This window comes from Bradyrhizobium sp. AT1, from assembly GCF_001590795.1.
Classification (GTDB): domain Bacteria; phylum Pseudomonadota; class Alphaproteobacteria; order Rhizobiales; family Xanthobacteraceae; genus Bradyrhizobium.
Genome location: NZ_JXDL01000001.1, coordinates 7282026 through 7300867 on the forward strand (window position 1 = coordinate 7282026; position 18842 = coordinate 7300867).

Annotated in this window: 13 protein-coding genes and 1 pseudogene; 8 read left to right on the top strand and 6 right to left on the bottom strand. The window is 61.3% G+C overall.

Annotated elements, in window-relative coordinates; translation table 11 throughout:
- Positions 1-26: 26 nt before the first annotated feature.
- The gene (locus tag SE92_RS33575; RefSeq protein WP_063203002.1) at positions 27-824 is read left to right on the top strand and encodes an enoyl-CoA hydratase/isomerase family protein; all 798 of its coding nucleotides are present in this window, start codon (positions 27-29) and stop codon (positions 822-824) included.
- Between the two features lie 117 nt (positions 825-941).
- On the opposite strand, the gene SE92_RS33580 is transcribed toward SE92_RS33575, so the two are convergent.
- On the bottom strand, positions 942-4559 hold the full coding sequence (locus SE92_RS33580; protein ID WP_157095796.1) for an autotransporter outer membrane beta-barrel domain-containing protein: 3618 nt from the start codon (positions 4557-4559) through the stop codon (positions 942-944).
- 677 nt (positions 4560-5236) lie between these two features.
- Between SE92_RS33580 and SE92_RS33590 the strand changes: the two genes are divergently transcribed.
- The gene (locus SE92_RS33590; protein ID WP_063203008.1) at positions 5237-5635 is read left to right on the top strand and encodes a hypothetical protein; all 399 of its coding nucleotides are present in this window, start codon (positions 5237-5239) and stop codon (positions 5633-5635) included.
- Between the two features lie 878 nt (positions 5636-6513).
- Entirely contained in the window at positions 6514-6879 is a 366-nt protein-coding gene (locus SE92_RS33600) for a hypothetical protein (RefSeq protein ID WP_063203012.1), read from the top strand.
- 426 nt (positions 6880-7305) lie between these two features.
- Here the strand turns inward: SE92_RS33600 and SE92_RS36400 are convergent, their stop codons facing one another.
- Together SE92_RS36400 and SE92_RS33615 are read right to left on the bottom strand one after the other, a co-directional pair.
- On the bottom strand, positions 7306-7800 hold the full coding sequence (locus tag SE92_RS36400; RefSeq protein WP_157095797.1) for a hypothetical protein: 495 nt from the start codon (positions 7798-7800) through the stop codon (positions 7306-7308).
- A 258-nt stretch (positions 7801-8058) separates the two neighbouring features.
- Entirely contained in the window at positions 8059-8412 is a 354-nt protein-coding gene (locus tag SE92_RS33615) for a hypothetical protein (RefSeq protein ID WP_063203018.1), read from the bottom strand.
- A 298-nt stretch (positions 8413-8710) separates the two neighbouring features.
- On the opposite strand from SE92_RS33615, the gene SE92_RS33620 reads away from it, so the two are divergent.
- From SE92_RS33620 to SE92_RS33635, 4 genes are all read left to right on the top strand, one after another.
- Complete coding sequence (locus SE92_RS33620) at positions 8711-9685, top strand: Bug family tripartite tricarboxylate transporter substrate binding protein (RefSeq protein ID WP_063203020.1); 975 nt, start codon at positions 8711-8713, stop codon at positions 9683-9685.
- A gap of 169 nt (positions 9686-9854) precedes the next feature.
- Positions 9855-10397, top strand: a complete 543-nt coding sequence (locus tag SE92_RS33625) for a tripartite tricarboxylate transporter TctB family protein (RefSeq protein WP_063203022.1) — start codon at positions 9855-9857, stop codon at positions 10395-10397.
- Between the two features lie 11 nt (positions 10398-10408).
- The gene (locus SE92_RS33630; protein ID WP_063203024.1) at positions 10409-11935 is read left to right on the top strand and encodes a tripartite tricarboxylate transporter permease; all 1527 of its coding nucleotides are present in this window, start codon (positions 10409-10411) and stop codon (positions 11933-11935) included.
- A gap of 155 nt (positions 11936-12090) precedes the next feature.
- Positions 12091-12957: an outer membrane protein gene (locus SE92_RS33635; RefSeq protein ID WP_063203026.1), complete on the top strand. Its 867-nt coding sequence runs from the start codon at positions 12091-12093 to the stop codon at positions 12955-12957.
- Between the two features lie 1095 nt (positions 12958-14052).
- Here SE92_RS33635 and SE92_RS35420 read toward each other — a convergent pair.
- The 3 genes and pseudogenes from SE92_RS35420 to SE92_RS33645 form a co-directional block, all read right to left on the bottom strand.
- Positions 14053-14538 (bottom strand): hypothetical protein, encoded by a 486-nt coding sequence (locus SE92_RS35420; protein ID WP_084251937.1) that lies wholly within the window; start codon positions 14536-14538, stop codon positions 14053-14055.
- A gap of 1161 nt (positions 14539-15699) precedes the next feature.
- A pseudogene (locus SE92_RS33640) lies at positions 15700-16894 on the bottom strand (CaiB/BaiF CoA transferase family protein).
- A 108-nt stretch (positions 16895-17002) separates the two neighbouring features.
- Complete coding sequence (locus SE92_RS33645) at positions 17003-17215, bottom strand: hypothetical protein (protein ID WP_349510046.1); 213 nt, start codon at positions 17213-17215, stop codon at positions 17003-17005.
- A 290-nt stretch (positions 17216-17505) separates the two neighbouring features.
- Here SE92_RS33645 and SE92_RS33650 point away from each other — a divergent pair.
- Positions 17506-18842 (top strand): M10 family metallopeptidase (locus tag SE92_RS33650; RefSeq protein WP_198172867.1); only part of this gene is annotated, 1337 nt, incomplete at its 3' end.

The window sequence follows — 18842 nt, forward strand, 5'->3', positions numbered from 1 at the left end:
TAACCTGGAAGAGAAGTGAGCGCGCGATGAACGCACCGACGACGACCAACGAAGACCTGCTCTACTCCGTCACGGACGGCATCGCGCGGATCACCTTCAACCGCCCGCAGGCGCGCAATGCCATGACCTTCGCCATGTATGACCGCATGGCGGAGATCTGCACCGAGATCAACGCCGATCGCTCGATCAAGGCGCTCATCCTGACCGGCGCCGGCGACAAGGCGTTCGCCTCCGGCACCGACATCTCGCAATTCCGTGCGTTCAAGACCGCGCAGGACGCGCTCGACTACGAGGCGCGCATCGACCGCGTGCTCGGCACGCTCGAGCAGTGCCGCGTGCCCGTGATCGCGGCCATCGCCGGCGCCTGCACCGGTGGCGGCGCCGGCATTGCCGCCTGCTGCGACCTGCGGATCGGCACCGAGACGACGCGGATGGGTTTCCCGATCGCGCGCACGCTCGGCAACTGCCTGTCGATGTCCAACATCAGCCGCGTCGTCGCGCTGGTCGGTCCCGCCCGCACCAAGGACATGATCTTCAAGGCGCGCCTCGTCGAGGCGCAGGAAGCGCTGGCGCTCGGCCTGCTCACCGAAATCGTGCCTGATGTCGAGACGCTGCAGCGTCGCGCCGACGAGACCGCCAAGCTCGTCGCCAGCCACGCGCCGCTGACGCTGGAGGCGACCAAGGAAGCGGTGCGCCGCATCCGGCGCACGCTGTCGCGCGAGGAAGGCGAGGACCTGATCCTGAAGGCCTATATGAGCGAGGATTTCCGCGAGGGCATGGACGCCTTCCTCAACAAGCGCACGCCGGTCTGGAAGGGCAAGTAGGCCGCGCTACCCCAACAGGAAGCAAACGACAGCCCAGAGCGACGCCGGCGCCGCCCTGTCAGGGTGATCCCGGGCGTTTTCGGACAGTGGCAGGCGGGGAAGTAGCGCCTGCTCCACTCACCAGCTGTATTTGAACACGCCCTTGCCGGAATAGCTGGTGACGTTGCCGGAGAACTCGCCGTCGAAGGTGGTGGCGATCGAGAAGCCGCTCAGCCATTTCATCTCGGCGCTGCCGCTGACGAGCGCGGAATCGGCATCGACCCTGGCGCCGTTCACGACGAAGCTGGTGCCCGGCAGGGTCTGGAACAGCGCGGTGACGGCGCGGTTCGGGTTGTAATCGTGCGCCCAGGCGGCGCGGCCGCGCAAGGTCAACACGCCGTTCTGCATCGCGTAGGACTTGTCGGTGCGCAGGCCGAGCTCGGAACGGGTATCGGTCAGCGATTGCGAGGCGTAGTTCAGCGCGAACAGGCCGCCGCCGTTGAGGCTGACTTCGGAGTAGTTGGGTAGGTTGAAATTGGTCACCTGCGCCGCCGCATAGGGCGTGATGCCGATCAGCGGCGTCGCGAAGCGATAGCCGCCCTCGAAGCGAGCCGAGAACGTGTCGGCCTTGAAGCGGCCCTGGAGCTGGTCGAGCCCGGCAAGCGCCACGGCGCGGTTGGTGGTGACGTCGTGCCAGCCATAGGCGAGCGCGGCCGAGACGTAGGCCGGCCCGAAATTGTGCCGGCCATAGACGCCGGCCTGGAATAAATCGGCCGAGCCCGAGCCCATCGCATTGGCGAGCGAGTAGTTCAGCCCGCCGCCGCCGAGCGCGAAGCCGACCAGCGTGTCCACCGAGAGGCGGTAGTCGGCACCGGCTGCGCCGCCCCAGACCCGCGCGGTCAGGTCCTGCGAGCCGACCTGCGCATTGCCGCCGACCTCGGCCGAGCCGCCATAGCCGGCGGCCCAGACGCTCCAGCGGCTGCTTGGCTGCGCGGACAACAACGAGGGCGCTTTTCTCGCCATCGCATAAGCCTCGCGCTCGCGCGCATCGGCCGGACGCATGGTCGCGAAGGCGGAAGCGTCATCGCTCTCGGCAAATTGTGCGACACTGCCCGCCTTGGCGAAGCCGCCGCTGCGCCCGACGACGGTCGGGTCGAGCATCAGGTTCAGGAACTGGCCGTCGGCATTGATCGCGGACTGGATGATCCCGGTGCCGAGCTCGCCCGAAGCGGTGGTCAGCCCCGCCGGGCCCAGCGCGGCGAAGGCCGCTGGAATGCCGCCGCTGCTGTTGAAGAAATTGGTCAGCGTGTTGGCGACGTTCTGCTGGTTGACGTTGAGGCCGCTCGCCGGTGTGAAATTGAGGCCGATGTTGAGGTAGGCAGTCAGGGCGTCGTAGCTCAGCGTCGCATTGACCGTTGGCATGTTGGAGACGACGGTCGGATTAAAGGTAGTGCCGACGAGGCCGCCCGCCGCGTAGAAGATCGCGTACTGCTTCTTCAGCGTGCCGGTCCCGAAATTCGCGCGCACCGTCGCGCCGCCGAGGTCGCCCGTGCCGTTGGCCTGGGTCAGACTGGCACTGGCCGAGGAGACCTGGACCAGATAGGTCGACGCCGCGGTAAAGGTGACGTTTCCGGCGACGCTGAGCGTGCCGTACGGGTTTACCGCATTGCCCGGGGCAAGGGTTCCGCCGTTTACCCCGATGCCGGCGACCGCGCCAATGCCGGCGAGCGTGCCGCCCGTATTCACGCTGACTGGGCTATTCAGGAGCGAGCCGTCCACCACCAGCGTGCCGCCGGCGACGGTGGTAAAGCCACTGTAGGTACTCGCGCCCGTAAGGGTTTCCGTGCCGCCGGTAATCGTGAGCCCGGCGCTGCCGCCGCTTTCGTCGATGACACCGGCGAAGGTGCCGTTGCCGGCCGTGATCGTCAGCGTATTGACGCCGAGATGGACATTGCCGGACCCCGACAACGACTTGATTGAGGTGCCCGCGTTGAGGCCCGCGATGTCGAACGTGCCGTTGACCACAGCGCCGCTCGAGGTCGCGATGCTGCCGTCGGTGCCCCCGGAGTTGACGAGGTCCAGCTCGCCGAGGGCCTGGATCGTGGTCGCTCCGGTATAGGTGTTGACGCCTCCGAGCGCCTGAACGGCGCCGGCGGCGATGACGACGCTGCCGCCCGTGCCGCCGCCGATGCCGCCGTCCTGGATCACGCCGCCGAAGGTGCTGCCGGACGTGATCGTCAGCGTCTTGGAGCCCAGCGCGACGATGCCGCTGCCGCCGGGGGAGCCCAGACCGCGAACCGACGTGCCGGATGTGGTCTGCGAGATGTCGAGCGTGGCGTTCGGCGCGCTGAACGAGACGAATGCCGAACTCGCGATCGAGCCAGCCCCCTTCAGCGCCAAGGTGCCGCCGGCATCGATCTGGGTGGCGTTCGAATAAGTGTTTACACCTGAGAGCGTCTGTGTGCCGCTGAAAACCTCGAGTCCGCCGGTGCCCTGGATCACGCCCGCAAATTCGGTCGAGGCATTGGTCAACACCAGCCCGTTGCCGCCCAAATTGACGACGCCGGAAGAGCTGCCGGCAAGCGTTGTGATGGCGTTGAACGGAACGGCGGCCGCGGAAATATCGAACGTCGCATCCACCGTGACGACGCTGGACGACGCGATGCTGCCGAAGCCGGAGATCGCCAGCGTCCCGGCCGAGATCGTCGTCGCGCCGCTATAGGTGTTGGTGCCGGTCAGCGTCAGCGTGCCGGTGCCGACCTTGGTCAGCCCGCCGCCGGCGCCGGAAATCACGCCGTCGACCTGGGTCGAGGTGTTGAGGCTGCCGGTGGTGAGCGTGTTGGCGCCGAGAACGTAATTGCCGGCGCCTTCGATCGAGCCGGACGTCATCCCGCCGCTGGTGAGGCCCGAGATGTCGACGGTGCCGCCGGCATTCGTGATGAACGTGGCGCTGCCGCCGGTCGCCGACCCGCTGAAATTCGTCGTTGCGCCGTTATTGGTGGTGATGGTGGCGCTGCCTGCGTTGGCGGAGCCGTCGAAGTTCACGGTTCCGTCGTTGATGATGGACGAGGTCGCGGCGGTGGTGGTGTTGTGGAAGTTCAGCATGCCGCCGGCGCCGTTGTTGATCGTCGCCGTGCCGGCCGAGGCGTTGGTGAAGAAATCGATTTGGCCGGTGGCATTGTTGGTGATCTGGGCGCTGCCGGCGGAGGCCGAATCCTCGAACGTGACGAAGCCGCTGTTGACGAGGCGCGCCGATCCGGCCGTGCTGTCCTGGATGAAGTTGACGTTGCCGCCGACGTCGTTCGTGATGATCACGATCCCGGCGCCGCCGCTCGCGGTGCTGCTGTTCTGGAACACCAGGTTGTTGCCCGAGGTGACCACGAAATTCTGGTTATTGACCGTGTCGCTGTTGATGATGCCCGTTGCGTTGACGATGAACGGGTTGCCGATCGTGAACGTGTAGGCCTGCGCGGTACCCCCGAACTGGATCGTGCCGATGCTGATGACACCGTTATTGTTGTCGACCGCCGTGCTTCCGATGGTGCTGAGGATCGCGGTCCCATCGGGCACGCTCGGGTTCGATGTCCAATTGGTCGGATCGGTCCAATCCGAGGAACCGCCGGTCCAGGTGCCGTCCACGGCATGCGCGGCGACGACGCCGAGCGCCGTGGTGGCGAGGAGCGTCGCCAGGGAGCGGCGCACGACAGAACGCAGCCCGTATCCGATCCGCCCTCCTGCCATTGTCGGTCCAGCCATCCGATCGTCTCAAATCAGCAAAGAAATCATCGCAAACATGCAACCGGGGCGCGTACCGAGGCCCGGCGCCCACGCCATGATCTCATGGCGCAGGAACGCGCTGCAATGAACGGGCATCCATGCGCGCCTGGCCCCTGTCCGTTTCGCTTGCATTTTTCGATCATCGTGGCTCTCGGGCAACATATTTGTCCGTTCCCGCGCCATCATCGCTTGTCGGAGAATCGGTGCACCGGACCAGCTACATGTTTACGCGGGAAGAGAGGCTTATGTAGGCGAGATGCGCGAGAGCATCGATGATGCACGTGTAGGTCTGACGGGAGCTGGCTATTTCGCCGTCCCAACAAAGTATCCTTCTGCCCCGCCGTCCTTGTTGAATCTTGGGCAGACGCAAAAGCCTCCCGGTGAGCTTCGAGTTGGACAGATGACGTCTGGTGTTCCCGCCGGCAGTTCGGAGGCATTCACGAGGCAATGCGATTTGGGTTTTGGATCTTGCGGCACGCCCTTGGCGAAGACGGCCGTACCAGCACCGACCAACATTAAGGCAACCAGGGCGTCCTGTAGGAAGCTCATACATAGTCCTTACGGCAGCAAGCACGGCATCTTACGGCATCGACGAGCTGAATTACCCTGCCCTGCAACAATCCATCCAGAGGCCGCTGCGCAAGTACGACCGCTCTATGATCGAAAATAACTGCCTGGACTTGCAGCGCATTGCTTGCGAATGCATGGCTCGCGATAACTCCTGCGATCTCCTAGTTCATGGCGTTTCAACATTGAGAGCCGCTTCGGTGGACCTGCCCGATCTCCAGAACTATTTGGACGACCACAACAAGGAAGTTCACTCCGGTTCGGAGCGGGGCCTTGTGCTCTTTGCATTTCCTACCTGGACCACCTTCTTAAAGAGCTACTTTCAAGCCTCCTGCCTGCAACGGAAAGGAGCCGAATTCCTTCTCTTCGAGGATCATCGCCGCGCACAAGTCGGCCTGATCACGGACTGTGAGAAGGTCAAGGTTGAAGCGATGCGCCGGCTGCGCAACTCGCTCGCCACGAGTTCGGAGTCTCCCTTCGTGGGCTAGATCATCTGGCGATGTGGGAGGACGTGATTAATGGCTATTCCCTGAACGGAATACCTCAACACCAAATCTCAGCCGCCGGCAAGGCTAGCTTGTTAGCGAACACTATGGGCGCGAACCCAATCAGCAGGGGCAACAGCCCGCCTCGCTTGAGTTGACAATCAGCAAAAGCCAAAAAGCCCAGTTCGGGTAGCACCGCCCAAACGCGTCAGCGATGATACGATGATTTTGAACCTATCTCGGTCCCGGAGGACTCACTCTACTACGGACGTGAGGGACGCAAGCCATGACTACGATCGATATCGTCGGCTGGGCTTTATTGGCAGCGGTGCTAGCGGCTACGCTGAGCGCGACGAAAAAGCCTTCGGCGTGAGCCAGAAGCCGTTGACGTTCAGCCAGGACAAACTCCCGCGTTACCAAGGGAGATTGGCGATCGCGTAGGCGGCAAACGCCAGGAGCGCGATCCAAACCAACGACAAGCACCAATTTCTGATTGCAGGATTCGAGCCGTATGCCCTCGCGGCACGGCTGACTGTAATAAGCTCCACCATACCCCCCTCCCAAATCGTTGGTTCGTGCCATCAAACTTCAAAATGGGAATCACACCCACGTGCGTCGTCCTAAGAGTATCCCATTCGCCCGCAGGTTGATGTACCCAATCCGCAACACCCAGTCACCGCCTTCAGGGTAGATCCCTTTTGCTGTAGACACTTACGGGGAACCAAATGCACATTATGGTGCAAAGAAGAGGACAGTGTTGCCATGCAGTACCTAGGGAAAGCCGCTCGACGATGGCAGCAGTTCCGCTTTGCAGGTAACGAAAGGCTTTGGTGGCCAGAAGGTCCTCGATAATTGATTGTTTTTCATATGGAGGAGCGCGAATGCTCAAGGAGAACTGGCGCGTAATTTTGGTGACGCTCCTTGGGGCCAATCTTGTTTTCATGGCCCTTCTACAGCTGCAAAGGCTTGAAATCTGGCGGACTGAACAGAGCTATTTCGATCGGATCCAGCAACCCTCGACCGAACGGTTTGATTTCTTGGCCAAGGAGCTGCTTGAGGCCAAGAAGAGCGAGACGCTGTATCTGGACCTCATTTACCGGAAACTGGTCGAAATGAATCGTCGCATGACCAGGCTCGAAAAGGCCGCCGAAGAAGCGCCACTCGATCCCGCAGAAACAAAAGCAATTGAGGCAGAGGCGGACGCGATGAAGGCCACAGTCGAACGAGGCTCTACCGGCAAGCACTAGCCGTCTCGCGACGCTTTGTCTCGATAGTGGCATGCCTGAGCCCCTACGTGCACATCCGTCTGATCTGCTGCGACGATCGACCTCACCCGTCGTGCTCAATAATAGTGCTTAAGCGTTCCCGGCCGGAATCGCTTTGAGAAGCTCCTTCAGCGCTTTGCCATTGCGAAGCTGCTCAACGACCCAGATCCTGGATCTCTATCACGTTACGTTCCTGCAGGACCGCACGGACTTGATCAGTATGCTGCGGCGATCATCCGTCCGTCGAGAGGTTCTGATTCATATCCTCCGCTACCGCGACCAAGGACTCTACAGTCTGCACCGCAATGCTCCAGCTAAGATACGAGGTGAGATCGCTGTGGAGCTCCGTGTCGATTTTCCTCATTGCCTAAACGATACCGCAAACCAATATTTGGCAGAGCCTTGTCTTCATGCCTCGCGCCGATAAGAATTCCGCCGCGTCTGTGTCTTGCAGATTTCTCGGTAGCTCGTCGCTTCGTCTATGAGACGCATCGTGCATGAGCGCTCGAACTGCTCGGCGATAATTTGGGCGCGATTAGCGATATTGAGTTGAGTAGCCTTTAAGACTTTAGCGTGTTGAGCCCGCGCAAAGACATCACAGACCTTTTGGAGAAAGCTCGGCGCGTACCCAAATATCTTAACGCCCTGTTGGGTACGGAACTCGATCTGTTTAGCTAGCACCAAGAGGTCTCCATGGGCAAAAGGCTTCAGATTTTGCGCTGTCAAGAAGGCGGGGAGATTGGCGCCGTTCCTGTGATATTGACGTCTTTTGGCTGGCCGAATGCGACCAAGGCCGGCCATGAAGCCATGTTGAGTAATTACACGCTGACCGTTGTCGAGGACGGCAACCTCGATTTCGATGTCTCCAAAACGGAGGGCACCTTGATGCGTCGCCTGCGGCAAGTTCCTCGCCCAACGCGCCTTGGCCGCCTTCCGAGCAATCTCCCGTCGCTCGTCACTTGATAGGGCGGCCGCTCTTGCAGCGCCGCCAGCGGCTCTGGCGGGAACTCCCCACTGGACTTTCCACCGCGTTCTCCGCCGCCCGTAGTCGAGATCTAAACGTACTTTTCCACGCGTATTCATACTTCACGAATATGGTTAGATCAGAAAATTGCAAGCGCCGCGTTGTAGCAAAAAATGGCTTGGTGACGCGCAGCTGTTTTACGCGGCGAGCAACCCCGGATCGTTTAACACGATCTTCACACGTTCCGGCGACGAGCACTGCCAGGCTGCTGTACAGAATGCCTTCAGCATCATGTCCTTGCACTTAATTTGTGGAACCGGACGGAATGTGGCCGCGAGAGCCTGCGCGACGCTGAGTGCTTGATAGATATTCCGCTCCTGGTAGAGCTTCGGACCAAGGACGCTTCCCAGTAGTCCGCCCCAGAAGCTGTGCTTGTGCGAACGGACTAAGACCCCCTTCTTGCCCACGGAGATCCAGCAGGCGTCTCCGCTGTCCAATATGATCGTCGCATCGTGACCAAATTTTTCGTTGATGTAAATCAGGCGCGGCATCACTCGTCACTCTTTGCTCTTTTGCATTTTCGGAAATTTCGCTTAATCGAAGCGCCTCTTCCTCTGATGGACCGGATCAGGGCCATTGATTACTCTTCTTGAGCCGGTGAGCACTAGCGGATCGCTTGTAGCTCAGTTGCGCGAGCATTGTCCCATATCGGATCTCATTCCAAAGTCATAACGGGGATGACGTCGGATGGCTTGAACTCGGCTGGATTCGCCCGCACAATGGCGCAGAATTCAGCTCTGAATTTCCAATTCAAACAAGAACATAGGGAAGACGCCCGTGGGACATGGAATGAAGGCCGCGATCGCGCTGACAGTCGCGCTTTGCGGCACGCCGGCATTTGCCGGCTGGGAGCCGGCAAAGCCGGTCGAGATCGTGGTCGCCGCGGGCGCGGGCGGCGCCTCCGACCAGATGGCGCGGATGATGCAGGCCGCGATCCAGAAGAACAATCTGATGAAGCAGCCGATCGTCGTCTCGCTCAAGGGCGGCGCCTCGGGTGCGGAAGCGCTGATGTACATGAAGTCCAGCGAGGGCGATCCGAACAAGGTGCTGATCGCCTACTCGCTGATCTACATGCTGCCGTTGTCGGCGAAGATCCCGTTCAACTGGCGTGAGCTGACCCCGGTTTCGGTGGTCGCGCTCGACCAGTTCGTGCTCTGGGACAACAGCGCGGGCCCCAAGACGGTGAAGGAGTTCGTCGCGGCCGCGAAGGCCGCGAGCGCGCCTTTCAAGATGGGCGGCACCGGCTCCAAGCGCGAGGATCACGTGCTGACCGTCTTCCTGGAGCAGAAGACCGGTGCGAAATTCTCCTATCTGCCCTACAAGTCCGGCGGTGAGGCCGCGACCCAGCTGGTCGGCAACCATACCGAGGCCAACGTCAATAACCCCAGCGAAAATCTTGAAGTCTGGCGCGCGGGCCAGGTGCGGCCGCTCTGCGTGTTCGACAAGGAGCGCATCTCCTACACCAGCAAGGTGACGGAGACCCAGTCCTGGGCAGACATCCCGACCTGCAAGGAAGAGGGCGTCGACGTGCAATATCTGATGCTGCGCGCGATGTTCCTGCCCGGCAAGGTCACGCCGGAGCAGCAGGCGTTCTATGTCGATCTGTTCCACAAGGTGACGCAGACGGCGGAATACAAGGACTACATGGAGAAGCAAGCGCTGAAGCCGATCTTCCTCACCGGCAAGGACATGGTGCAGTTCCTCGAGGAGGATGATGCGCAGAACAAGTCGCTGATGACGGAAGCCGGGTTCGTCGCGAAGTAGCCGTCTCCCTCTTCTCCCTCTCCCCGTTCTTGCTGGGAGAGGGCAGGGGTGAGGGGTTCTCTCCACGAGTCTGGACTCGTGGAGAGAACCCCCGACCCGGCGCTTCGCGCCGACCTCTCCCCGTAAGCACGGGGAAAGGTGAGTAATTTCCAGACGTGCATCAGAGCTCATGTCCCAAACAGATCTTGAAATCGTCGTCGACGATCCGACCGCGCCTGAAGACAACTCGCCCTCCGTCGCCTCCTCCGGCACGGTCGAGATCGTCGTCTGTTTGCTGCTGCTCGCGCTGGCGGTCACGCTCGGCACCGACAATTGGCGCACCGGCGCGTCCTGGGATTCGACCGGGCCCGAACCCGGATATTTCCCGTTCTATCTCTCGGTGATCCTCGGCGGCGGCAGCCTCTACGGGCTGGTCGTGGCGCTGCTGGCACGTCGCACGGTGTCTGACACCTTCGTCACGCGCGCACAGGCCCGCCGCGTGCTGGCGGTGTTCGTGCCGACGCTGCTGTTCTGTCTCGTGACACAGTTCCTCGGCCTCTATGTCGCGAGCTTCCTGCTGATCTCCGGCTTCATGCGCTTCGTCGGCAAGATCGCGCTGTGGAAGTCGCTGCTCACCGCCTTCCTGTTCACGGCGATCATGTTCGTCACCTTCGACATCGCCTTTGACGTCATCATGCCGAAAGGGCCGCTCGAAGCGGCCTTCGGCCGCTAGGCGGTTTCGCGATGGAAGCTTTCGGTCTCCTGCTTCACGGCTTTGCCGTCCTGCTGACGGGAAAGACGCTCGTCCTGATGATGGTCGGGTTGGTGCTCGGCATTTTTGTCGGCGTGCTGCCCGGGCTCGGCGGCCCCAACGGCGTTGCCATCCTGCTGCCGCTCACCTTCACAATGGATCCGACCTCGGCGATCGTGATGCTGTCCTGCATCTATTGGGGCGCGCTGTTCGGCGGTGCGATCACCTCGATCCTGTTCAACATCCCGGGCGAAGCCTGGTCGGTCGCGACCACCTTCGACGGCTATCCAATGGCGCAGCAGGGCAGGGCGGCGGAGGCGCTGACCGCGGCGTTCACCTCCTCCTTCATCGGCTCGCTGGTCGCGGTGCTCCTGATCACCTTCCTTGCACCGATGATCTCGTCCTTTGCGCTGAAGTTCGGCCCGCCCGAGTTCTTCGCCGTCTATCTGCTCACCTTCTGCTCCTTCGTCGGATTGGGGCGCGAGGCCAAGCACAAGACGGTCATCTCGATGTCGCTGGGGCTGCTGCTCGCCGGCATCGGCATGGACACGGTGTCGGGCAATCTGCGCATGACCTTCGGCTCGCCGGAACTGCTCCGCGGCATCAACTTCCTGGTTGCCGTCATCGGCCTGTTCGGCATCAGCGAGATCCTGTTGACGATGGAGGAGCGGCTGGCGCTACGCGGACATGCGGCGAGCATTTCGTTGCGCGTCGTGCTCGGCGTCTGGAAGGACCTGCCGAAATATTGGGTGACGCTGCTGCGCTCCTCCTTCATCGGCTGCTGGCTCGGCATTACTCCGGGCGGCGCCATCGCGGCCTCCTTCATGGGCTACAACCTCGCCAAGCGCTTCGCCAAGGATCCCGAGAGCTTCGGCAAGGGCCGCATCGAAGGCGTGTTCGCGCCGGAGACGGCGGCGCATGCCTCCGGCACCGCGGCGCTGTTGCCGATGCTGGCGCTCGGCATTCCAGGCTCCGGCACCGCGGCGATCCTGCTCGGCGGGCTGATGGTGTGGGGGCTCAACCCAGGGCCGCTACTGTTCGTCGAGCACAAGGATTTCGTCTGGGGCCTGATCGCCTCGATGTATCTCGGCAACGTCGTCGGCCTCGTGCTGGTGCTGACGACGGTGCCGATCTTCGCCTCGATCCTGCGCGTGCCGTTCGCTGCAGTGGCGCCGATGATCGTGGTGTCCTGCGCGATCGGCGCCTATGCGATCCAGAACGCGATGTTCGACATCTGGCTGATGCTCGGCTTCGGCGTGGTCGGCTACGTCTTCAAGAAGATCGGCATTCCCTTGGCGCCGTTCACCCTCGCGCTCGTGCTCGGCAACCGCGCCGAGGATGCCTTCCGTCTGTCGATGATCGGCTCCGGCGGGAACCTCGGGGTGTTCTGGTCGAACGGCCTGGTCGGCTTCATCACGACGCTGGCGATTGTCCTGTTGTTCTGGCCGGTGATCGACAGCATGCTCGCCCGCGTCGGACTGACGCAGCGCGGCGGGGCGGTTCAACGCAGGGGTGCATAGTCCTTTTAGGTCAAAGGGATAGGGTTGTCGCTGGTGTCCTGATACGTCGCGTGAGGCAGCTCCAATTGTTGCTGAATGTTGCAATCGCGGCACAACCCTTGGGCGCGAGGCAGTGTATATTTCCAATCACAACATCGTGCGAGGGGGAGATCTCCATGAAGCGGATCGTGATTGGTATGGCGGCGGCAATGTCGCTGTTCGCGACGGGTGCAATGGCTGCCGATCTCGCGGCCCGGCCTTACGTGAAGGCCCCGGTGATGGACCCGGTCTGGAGCTGGACCGGCTGGTACGTCGGCGTCAACGGCGGCTATAGCTGGGGTCGCTCGCGGACTGATGTGACCTATAACAACTCGGCGACCGGTGCGGTGATCGTGCCGCCGGCCGGTTCTGTTACCAGCGCCTCGTTCGACATGAACGGCGGAGTCGCGGGTGGCCAGGCCGGCTACAACTGGCAGAACGCCAACTGGGTGTACGGCATCGAGGGCGACCTGCAGTGGTCCGGTGAAAGAGGAAGCGCCGGCTTCAACTGCGCCCCCTCCAGCCTCGCAGGCGGCGCCTGTCTGCCGGGCCTGACCTTCCTTCCCCCGGGTTCCGCTGCCGGAACGTCGCTGACGATCGACCAACATCTTCAGTGGTTCGGCACGGTCCGCGGCCGAATCGGCATCCTCGCGACCCCGAAGGTGCTGTTCTACGGCACCGGCGGTCTGGCCTTCGGCGAGATCAAGACCACCGGCACCCTGTTTGGCTTCACCCCGGCGGGCGTTGCAATTGCCTCGATCGGCTCGACCTCGACGACGCGTGCTGGCTGGACCGTCGGCGCCGGCGTCGAAGGCAAGATCACCCAGAACTGGAGCGCCAAGCTCGAATATCTCTACATGGATCTCGGCCGCTTCTCGTCCGGTCCGTTCACGCTCGCGCCTGCTGCCGCGATCGCGGCCACCGGATCGTCGCGCTTCACCGATCACATCCTGCGCGCAGGCATCAACTACCAGTTCGGCGGCCCGGTGGTCGCCAGGTATTGAGCTCAACAGAGCGTCAAACTAGGAAGCAAAGCCCGGCTCGCGCCGGGCTTTGTCGTTTCCGGCTCGCCCCTTTGCCAGAGCATCGCGACGGTGGTGGCGCCGATGATCGTGGTGTTTTGCGCTACCGGCGCCTACGCGATCCAGAACGCGATGGTCCATATGTCCCTATGCTCTCGGCTTTGGCGGGGTTGGCTACGTCGTCAAGAAGATCGGCATTCCGCTTATGGTGCGCGGGGCAGAGAAAAGATCGGTGGTTCTGTTCTCGTTCGCTATAGCCACCGCAAAAGCCAACTTTGTGTTACGAGGGGGCTCGACAGGCCGCGATAAGATCACTTGGTCGCAAATTGTGTAGATGGGCACATACGACGTATGCCATTGCGCGATGAGCTTGCCACAAGTGTGACATGAGAACTGCCCCATCTCGGGCCTTAGGGAGGCTCTTATGGAACGCACATATACGGCCTGGCATACCGGGCAGATTATGTGAAAGGTATTTTGATCGGCCATGGTACCTTCGCCCTAACTCGAAAGGGCGTAGTTTAGGATATTAGTGGTCACTAAAGCGGTCAATGTCCGCCGCTGTTCCCGACGCTTCGATCTCGTTCTTCCGGCCTCACATCGACTTTTCGCGGAATTCCATAGTTCATTGGGTACCAGGCTCCGCTAGGCCTAGGAAAAGGCTTTGCTTGGTGAAAGAGTGCGAGGCACACGATCGGTGCGCCGCTTCTTCATTAGCATATTGCCGTTTGACACGCGGGCTTGGTTTTATAGCATTGGACGGCGCAACTCCCAGTTCCGCCCGAAAGTCCGCCGGCTCGGCTATTCCCCAAGAGTTGCCCCAAGGGGGTCGGCGGACTGAGGTGGTCGTAGATGGTCCCCGTTCAGCAACCTATCTGATGCTTCCAACGAGCATCGTTGTCTGCAAAACAGTCTCCTTGCCGATGAGTTTGCAGTTTTGCAGGGCTCGAACTTACGGGTCTGGCTTCGCCCGAAACGAAAAGTAGATGAAATAGGAGGTTGTCCGTTTTGGACCTGGAGAGACTCCATTCCTTATTAAATGACCAACCGAAAAGTGCGGCTGACTGCTGGCCGAAATCAATGGAAACTTCTCGCAAGTGCCGCAATCATTCCGGCAAATGCGAGTTGCGAACCTACACCAAATAATCCCGTCAACACGCGCTTTGAGTGTATCCACCAATGAAAGCGTTGGAGGGCATGAAGTAGGCCACGGGGGTAAAGGGTGTGGACGAACTGCAGCGCGTCTGGCAACATTGCGGCGAAGGCGCCAATCGCAATCGTCCAAATCGATCCTTCCGTTGCAAACATCCAAAGCGCCAGGCCGAGTCCAGCGCACGCATCAATTCCGATAATTGCAAAATCCATCAGGGTCGCGCTGCTGAAGGGCAGGCGGCGATTGTTAGCACCTTTGCCTAGAGTTATTGAGCGAAGTGGATAGTCCCAGTGCGGAATTGCATCGATGGCAAAATGGCTCGCGAACCCAGCGATTGCCGCGGCTGCCGGCTGAGATGGAAGTAGGCTGGCGACCGCGCCGCCGACAACTGCATGTGTGCTCAAAATCATCTGATCATCTATAAGGCGCCCGGATGTTTGGCGGAGGCAACAACCACATGGTTTAGCTTGATCTCATCGTTGCAGTCTTAGGTTGCTGCGACTTGGCCCAAAACAGATCACTCTTTCCACCCATCGCGGCCACCGAATACTGTACGGGACCGGCCTTCCGACCAATTGTCCCTTCGCAGTCCCCGGCTTGCTGCGTCCTATAATGACTTTCGGAGAATAATTGCGGGCTCGACGGCTTCTGCACCTTAATGTTATTTACATTCGACTCAGCTGGGTGCTCGGCATGCGGGAAGCTTCATCTCGATCGAGGCGTTTGGCGTACGGTATCAGGATAGTTTGGGGCGCCGCTGCAGTCGCGGCAAGCCTAGTTACTTCTTCTTGCGTGAGCTCTGACGACATCTCTTCCAAATCCAAAAGTGCAGCTGGTGCTCCGTGGGCCCGAGATCTGAACGTGCCGCCGCCTAGCCGACCGCCAGTACGCAGACCTGACTAGCTACTACTCCGCCGCGAATAGCAGCCAAAGGATTACCTATTGGCTTGCTTGTTCGCTGGCGTTGGCTCAAGGGCAGATTTCTCGGTCTCGCGCCGCCCGGTTCCGTAAAACAAAAAGAGGGACAGGATGCGTTTGCGTGGGGAGGCTTTCGCATGAGGCCATCACCAGTTTACAATACTACACCAAATGCTTCGGTTATCCGAGCCAGTTTAGCCAACAGATTCACGCAAACAGAGCTTACAATGAGAGTAGATCGTTTTCGCTTTTGGGTTTTCGGAGGTCTGTTCAGCCTGATAGACTATTGGAAAGCTAAGCGTCTGCCCCTTGTGTGTCCCAGCTGTCTTGAGCCGCCGACAAGCGCCACCTTGGTGCGGGGACAAAGGCTAATGGGCGAGAAGCAGCTGCGTTGCGAGGCGTGCGGTGCAGCCAACGACATTGCAGGATGGCGACTTGCCGCGGAGTATCAGAAGAGAGGCGACCCCTTCCCGTTTCTGGCCGGAAATTGAACCGTATTGCATCAGATCAATCGGAGCGAGTTTTCGCCGGGGCCAACTGAGTTAGCTTCCATGCTCCGCCCGAAACTGCAGCGTTTGCACAGCCGAGAGCACCAGCCATCCTCAAGTAGGCGGCGTGTCGCGTTAAGATACGCTTGGGCCTGTAGTGCATCTTTAGATTGCTCGGACTCTTCTCAGGTTTGAAATCTCGTCCGCGTCGAAGCCGAATTCCTTCAGCACCTCTTCGGTCTGTTCGCCGAATTCCGGCGGCCGCGCCACTATCCTGCTCGGCGTCCGCGAGAGTGTCACAGGCTGGCTAACCAGGCGGATCTGGCGGCCCTCGTCGTTCGGCACGTCCTGGGCGATGCCGAGATGCTTGACCTGCGCATCCTCGAACATCTCGTCGATGGCATAGATCGGCCCGCAGGGCACGCCGGCCTCGTTAAGCTCGCGCACCCAGGTCTCGGTCGACTTAGTCATGGTGCGCTTCTCGATCTCGGCGTTGAGCGCGTCGCGGTTCTTGGAGCGGGCAGGGGCGGTCGCGTAGTCGGGATGGCTGTAGAGCTCCGGTGCGCCGATCGCCTGCGCGCAGCGCTCCCAGATCCGTCCCCCCGTCGTGGCGATGTTGATGTAGCCGTCGGAGGTCTTGAACACGCCGGTTGGAATGCTGGTCGGGTGGTTGTTGCCGGCCTGCTTGGCGACCTCCTTTTCCATCAGCCAGCGCGCCGCCTGGAAGTCGAGCATGAAGATCTGGGCCTGGAGCAGCGAGGTCTGCACCCACTGGCCCTTGCCCGAGACCTCGCGCTCGAGCAGCGCGGTGAGGATGCCCATGGCGCAGAACAGGCCCGCCGTCAGGTCCGCGACGGGAACGCCGACCCGCATCGGGCCTTCGCCCGGCGCCCCCGTGATCGACATCAGCCCGCCCATGCCTTGCGCGATCTGATCGAAGCCGGGCCGCTTGTGATAGGGGCCGTCCTGGCCGAAGCCGGAGATGCTGCCATAGACGATGCGTGGGTTGATTGCGGCGAGACTCTCGTAATCGATGCCGAGCTTCTTCTTCACGTCGGGCCGGAAATTCTCGACCACCACGTCGGCCTTGACGGCGAGGCGCTTGAACACGGCTAGCCCGCGCTCGTCCTTCAGGTTCAGCGTCATGGCCCGCTTGTTGCGGTGCAAATTCTGGAAGTCGGAACCGCGCCGGGGCCCGCCCGGCTGCTCGCCGCCGGCATCCTCGGTCAGCGCGTCGATCTTGACGACATTCGCCCCCCCAGTCCGCCAGTTGCCGCACGCAGGTCGGCCCGGAGCGGACGCGGGTCAGATCGAGCACGGTGAAGCGCGACAGGGCTTCCGAGGCATGCGGAAAAGGCATTTTGAATGGCTCCGGGACGAGATTACCAGCCTACCATAGAGCCGAAAGATCACGCGACAACCCGCCCCGGGCGCCGATGCCGCCTGCCGAAATGCCATGCCTGAGGGGTCAGCGCCACAGGCGTTTCAACTCCGCGCGGGCCTGTTCTGCCAAGGGATCATCGCCATGGCGCGCGATGAAGAGCTCAAAGGCCTCCTGCGTTCCCTTGCGACGGGCGGCCTCGTATTCCTCTGCCACGGCGACGGCGGGATCGCGGGCCATCGGCATGGCGGGCGCGTGCCCCGCCTTGCCGCTGTCGTCCGCCTTGGCCTTCTGCACCATGGCAGGCAGTCCTCCGACAGGTTGATGGGCCAGTCCGGCGAGCGCGATCAGGGCGCCAAACAGGCCGGCCGGGAGTGAACGTCGTAGCATGAAACCCCTGCAAATTACGGGTGCTTCGGGCGCAGGCCGCTGTTTGCGCGCCCGTATGATTACGGGATTTGTTGGCTAACACGGTCTTATGGAAGGGGCGAGAACGCCGCCGCCCAATTTAAACCAAACGTTTAACTCTCAAGCTAGAATCATGCGCTTTCGTCCCGAATCGCACACGATGCGTTGCTCTGGAGAGTCCATTGGCTACCGCCGTTAATGTCAGTGCCACCAACAACGCCGAGATCGACGGCCTGCTGTCCGGTGCCAAATGGTCTGGCACGATCACTTACAGTTTTCCCGACGCAACGAGCGACTACGCCAATCCCTATAGCGGCGGCAACGGCGAGCCGACGACGTCGGGCTTTGCCCCGGTGCCCACGCCGATCCAGGCGGCGATCAATTACGCGATTGGGCTGATCCTCAGCTACACCAACGCCGACATCCAGTACGCGGGCACGAACGGCGCCGACATCATGATCGCGCAGTCGCCGGCAGCCAGTCCGACCGCCTACGCCTACTATCCCGGCAATTACGCGCCCGGCGGCGACATCTGGTTCGGCACTCAGTACAATTTCTCGCTGGCCAAGCTCGGCAATTATTACTTCACCACCGCGCTGCACGAGCTCGGCCATGCCGTCGGCCTCAAGCACAGCCAGGAGGCCGGAGGGCCCGCCAACGTCGCGGTGCCCAGCGCCCACGACGACAGCGAATACACCGTCATGAGCTATCGCAGCTATGTCGGCGGTTCGACCACGTCCGGCTACACCAACGAAGCGTACGGATATTCGCAGACCTATATGGCCAACGATATCCTCGCGCTGCAGACCATGTACGGCGCGGACTACGCGACCCAGAGCAGCAACACCGTCTACACCTGGAATGCGACCACCGGGCAGGAGTTCATCAACGGCGTCGGGCAGCTCGCGCCGGGCGGCGGCGTCGGCGGCTCGGCCAACCGCATCTACGAGACGGTCTGGGACGGCGGCGGCGTCGATACCTACGACCTCTCGAACTACACGACGAATTTGAGCATCAACCTCAATCCCGGTGCCTCGTCGGTGTTCTCCTCGACGCAGCTGGCCTATCTCGGCGACGGCCATTACGCCTCGGGCAATGTCTACAACGCCTATCTCTACAACGGCGACGCACGCTCCTACATCGACAACGCGATCGGCGGATCCGGCAACGACACTATCGTCGGCAACGCCATCACCAATACGTTGAACGGCGGCGGCGGCAACGACACGATCACGGGCGGTGGAGGGAACGATACCATCAATGGTGGTTCAGGTACGGACATCGCGGTGTATTCCGGCAACCGGGCCAATTACACGATTTCGTACAATGCCACGACGCAGACCTTCACCCTGGTCGACCTGCGCAATGGTTCTCCTGAGGGCGCTGATATCGACACGGGTATCGAGTACTTCCAATTCGCCGACGGTACCATCGCAAGCTCCAGCCTGATGACAAGCGTGATGGAGGCCTTTGGCGCGACCAGCCTGATCCAGATGGGGACCAATTATTACTTAGGGGG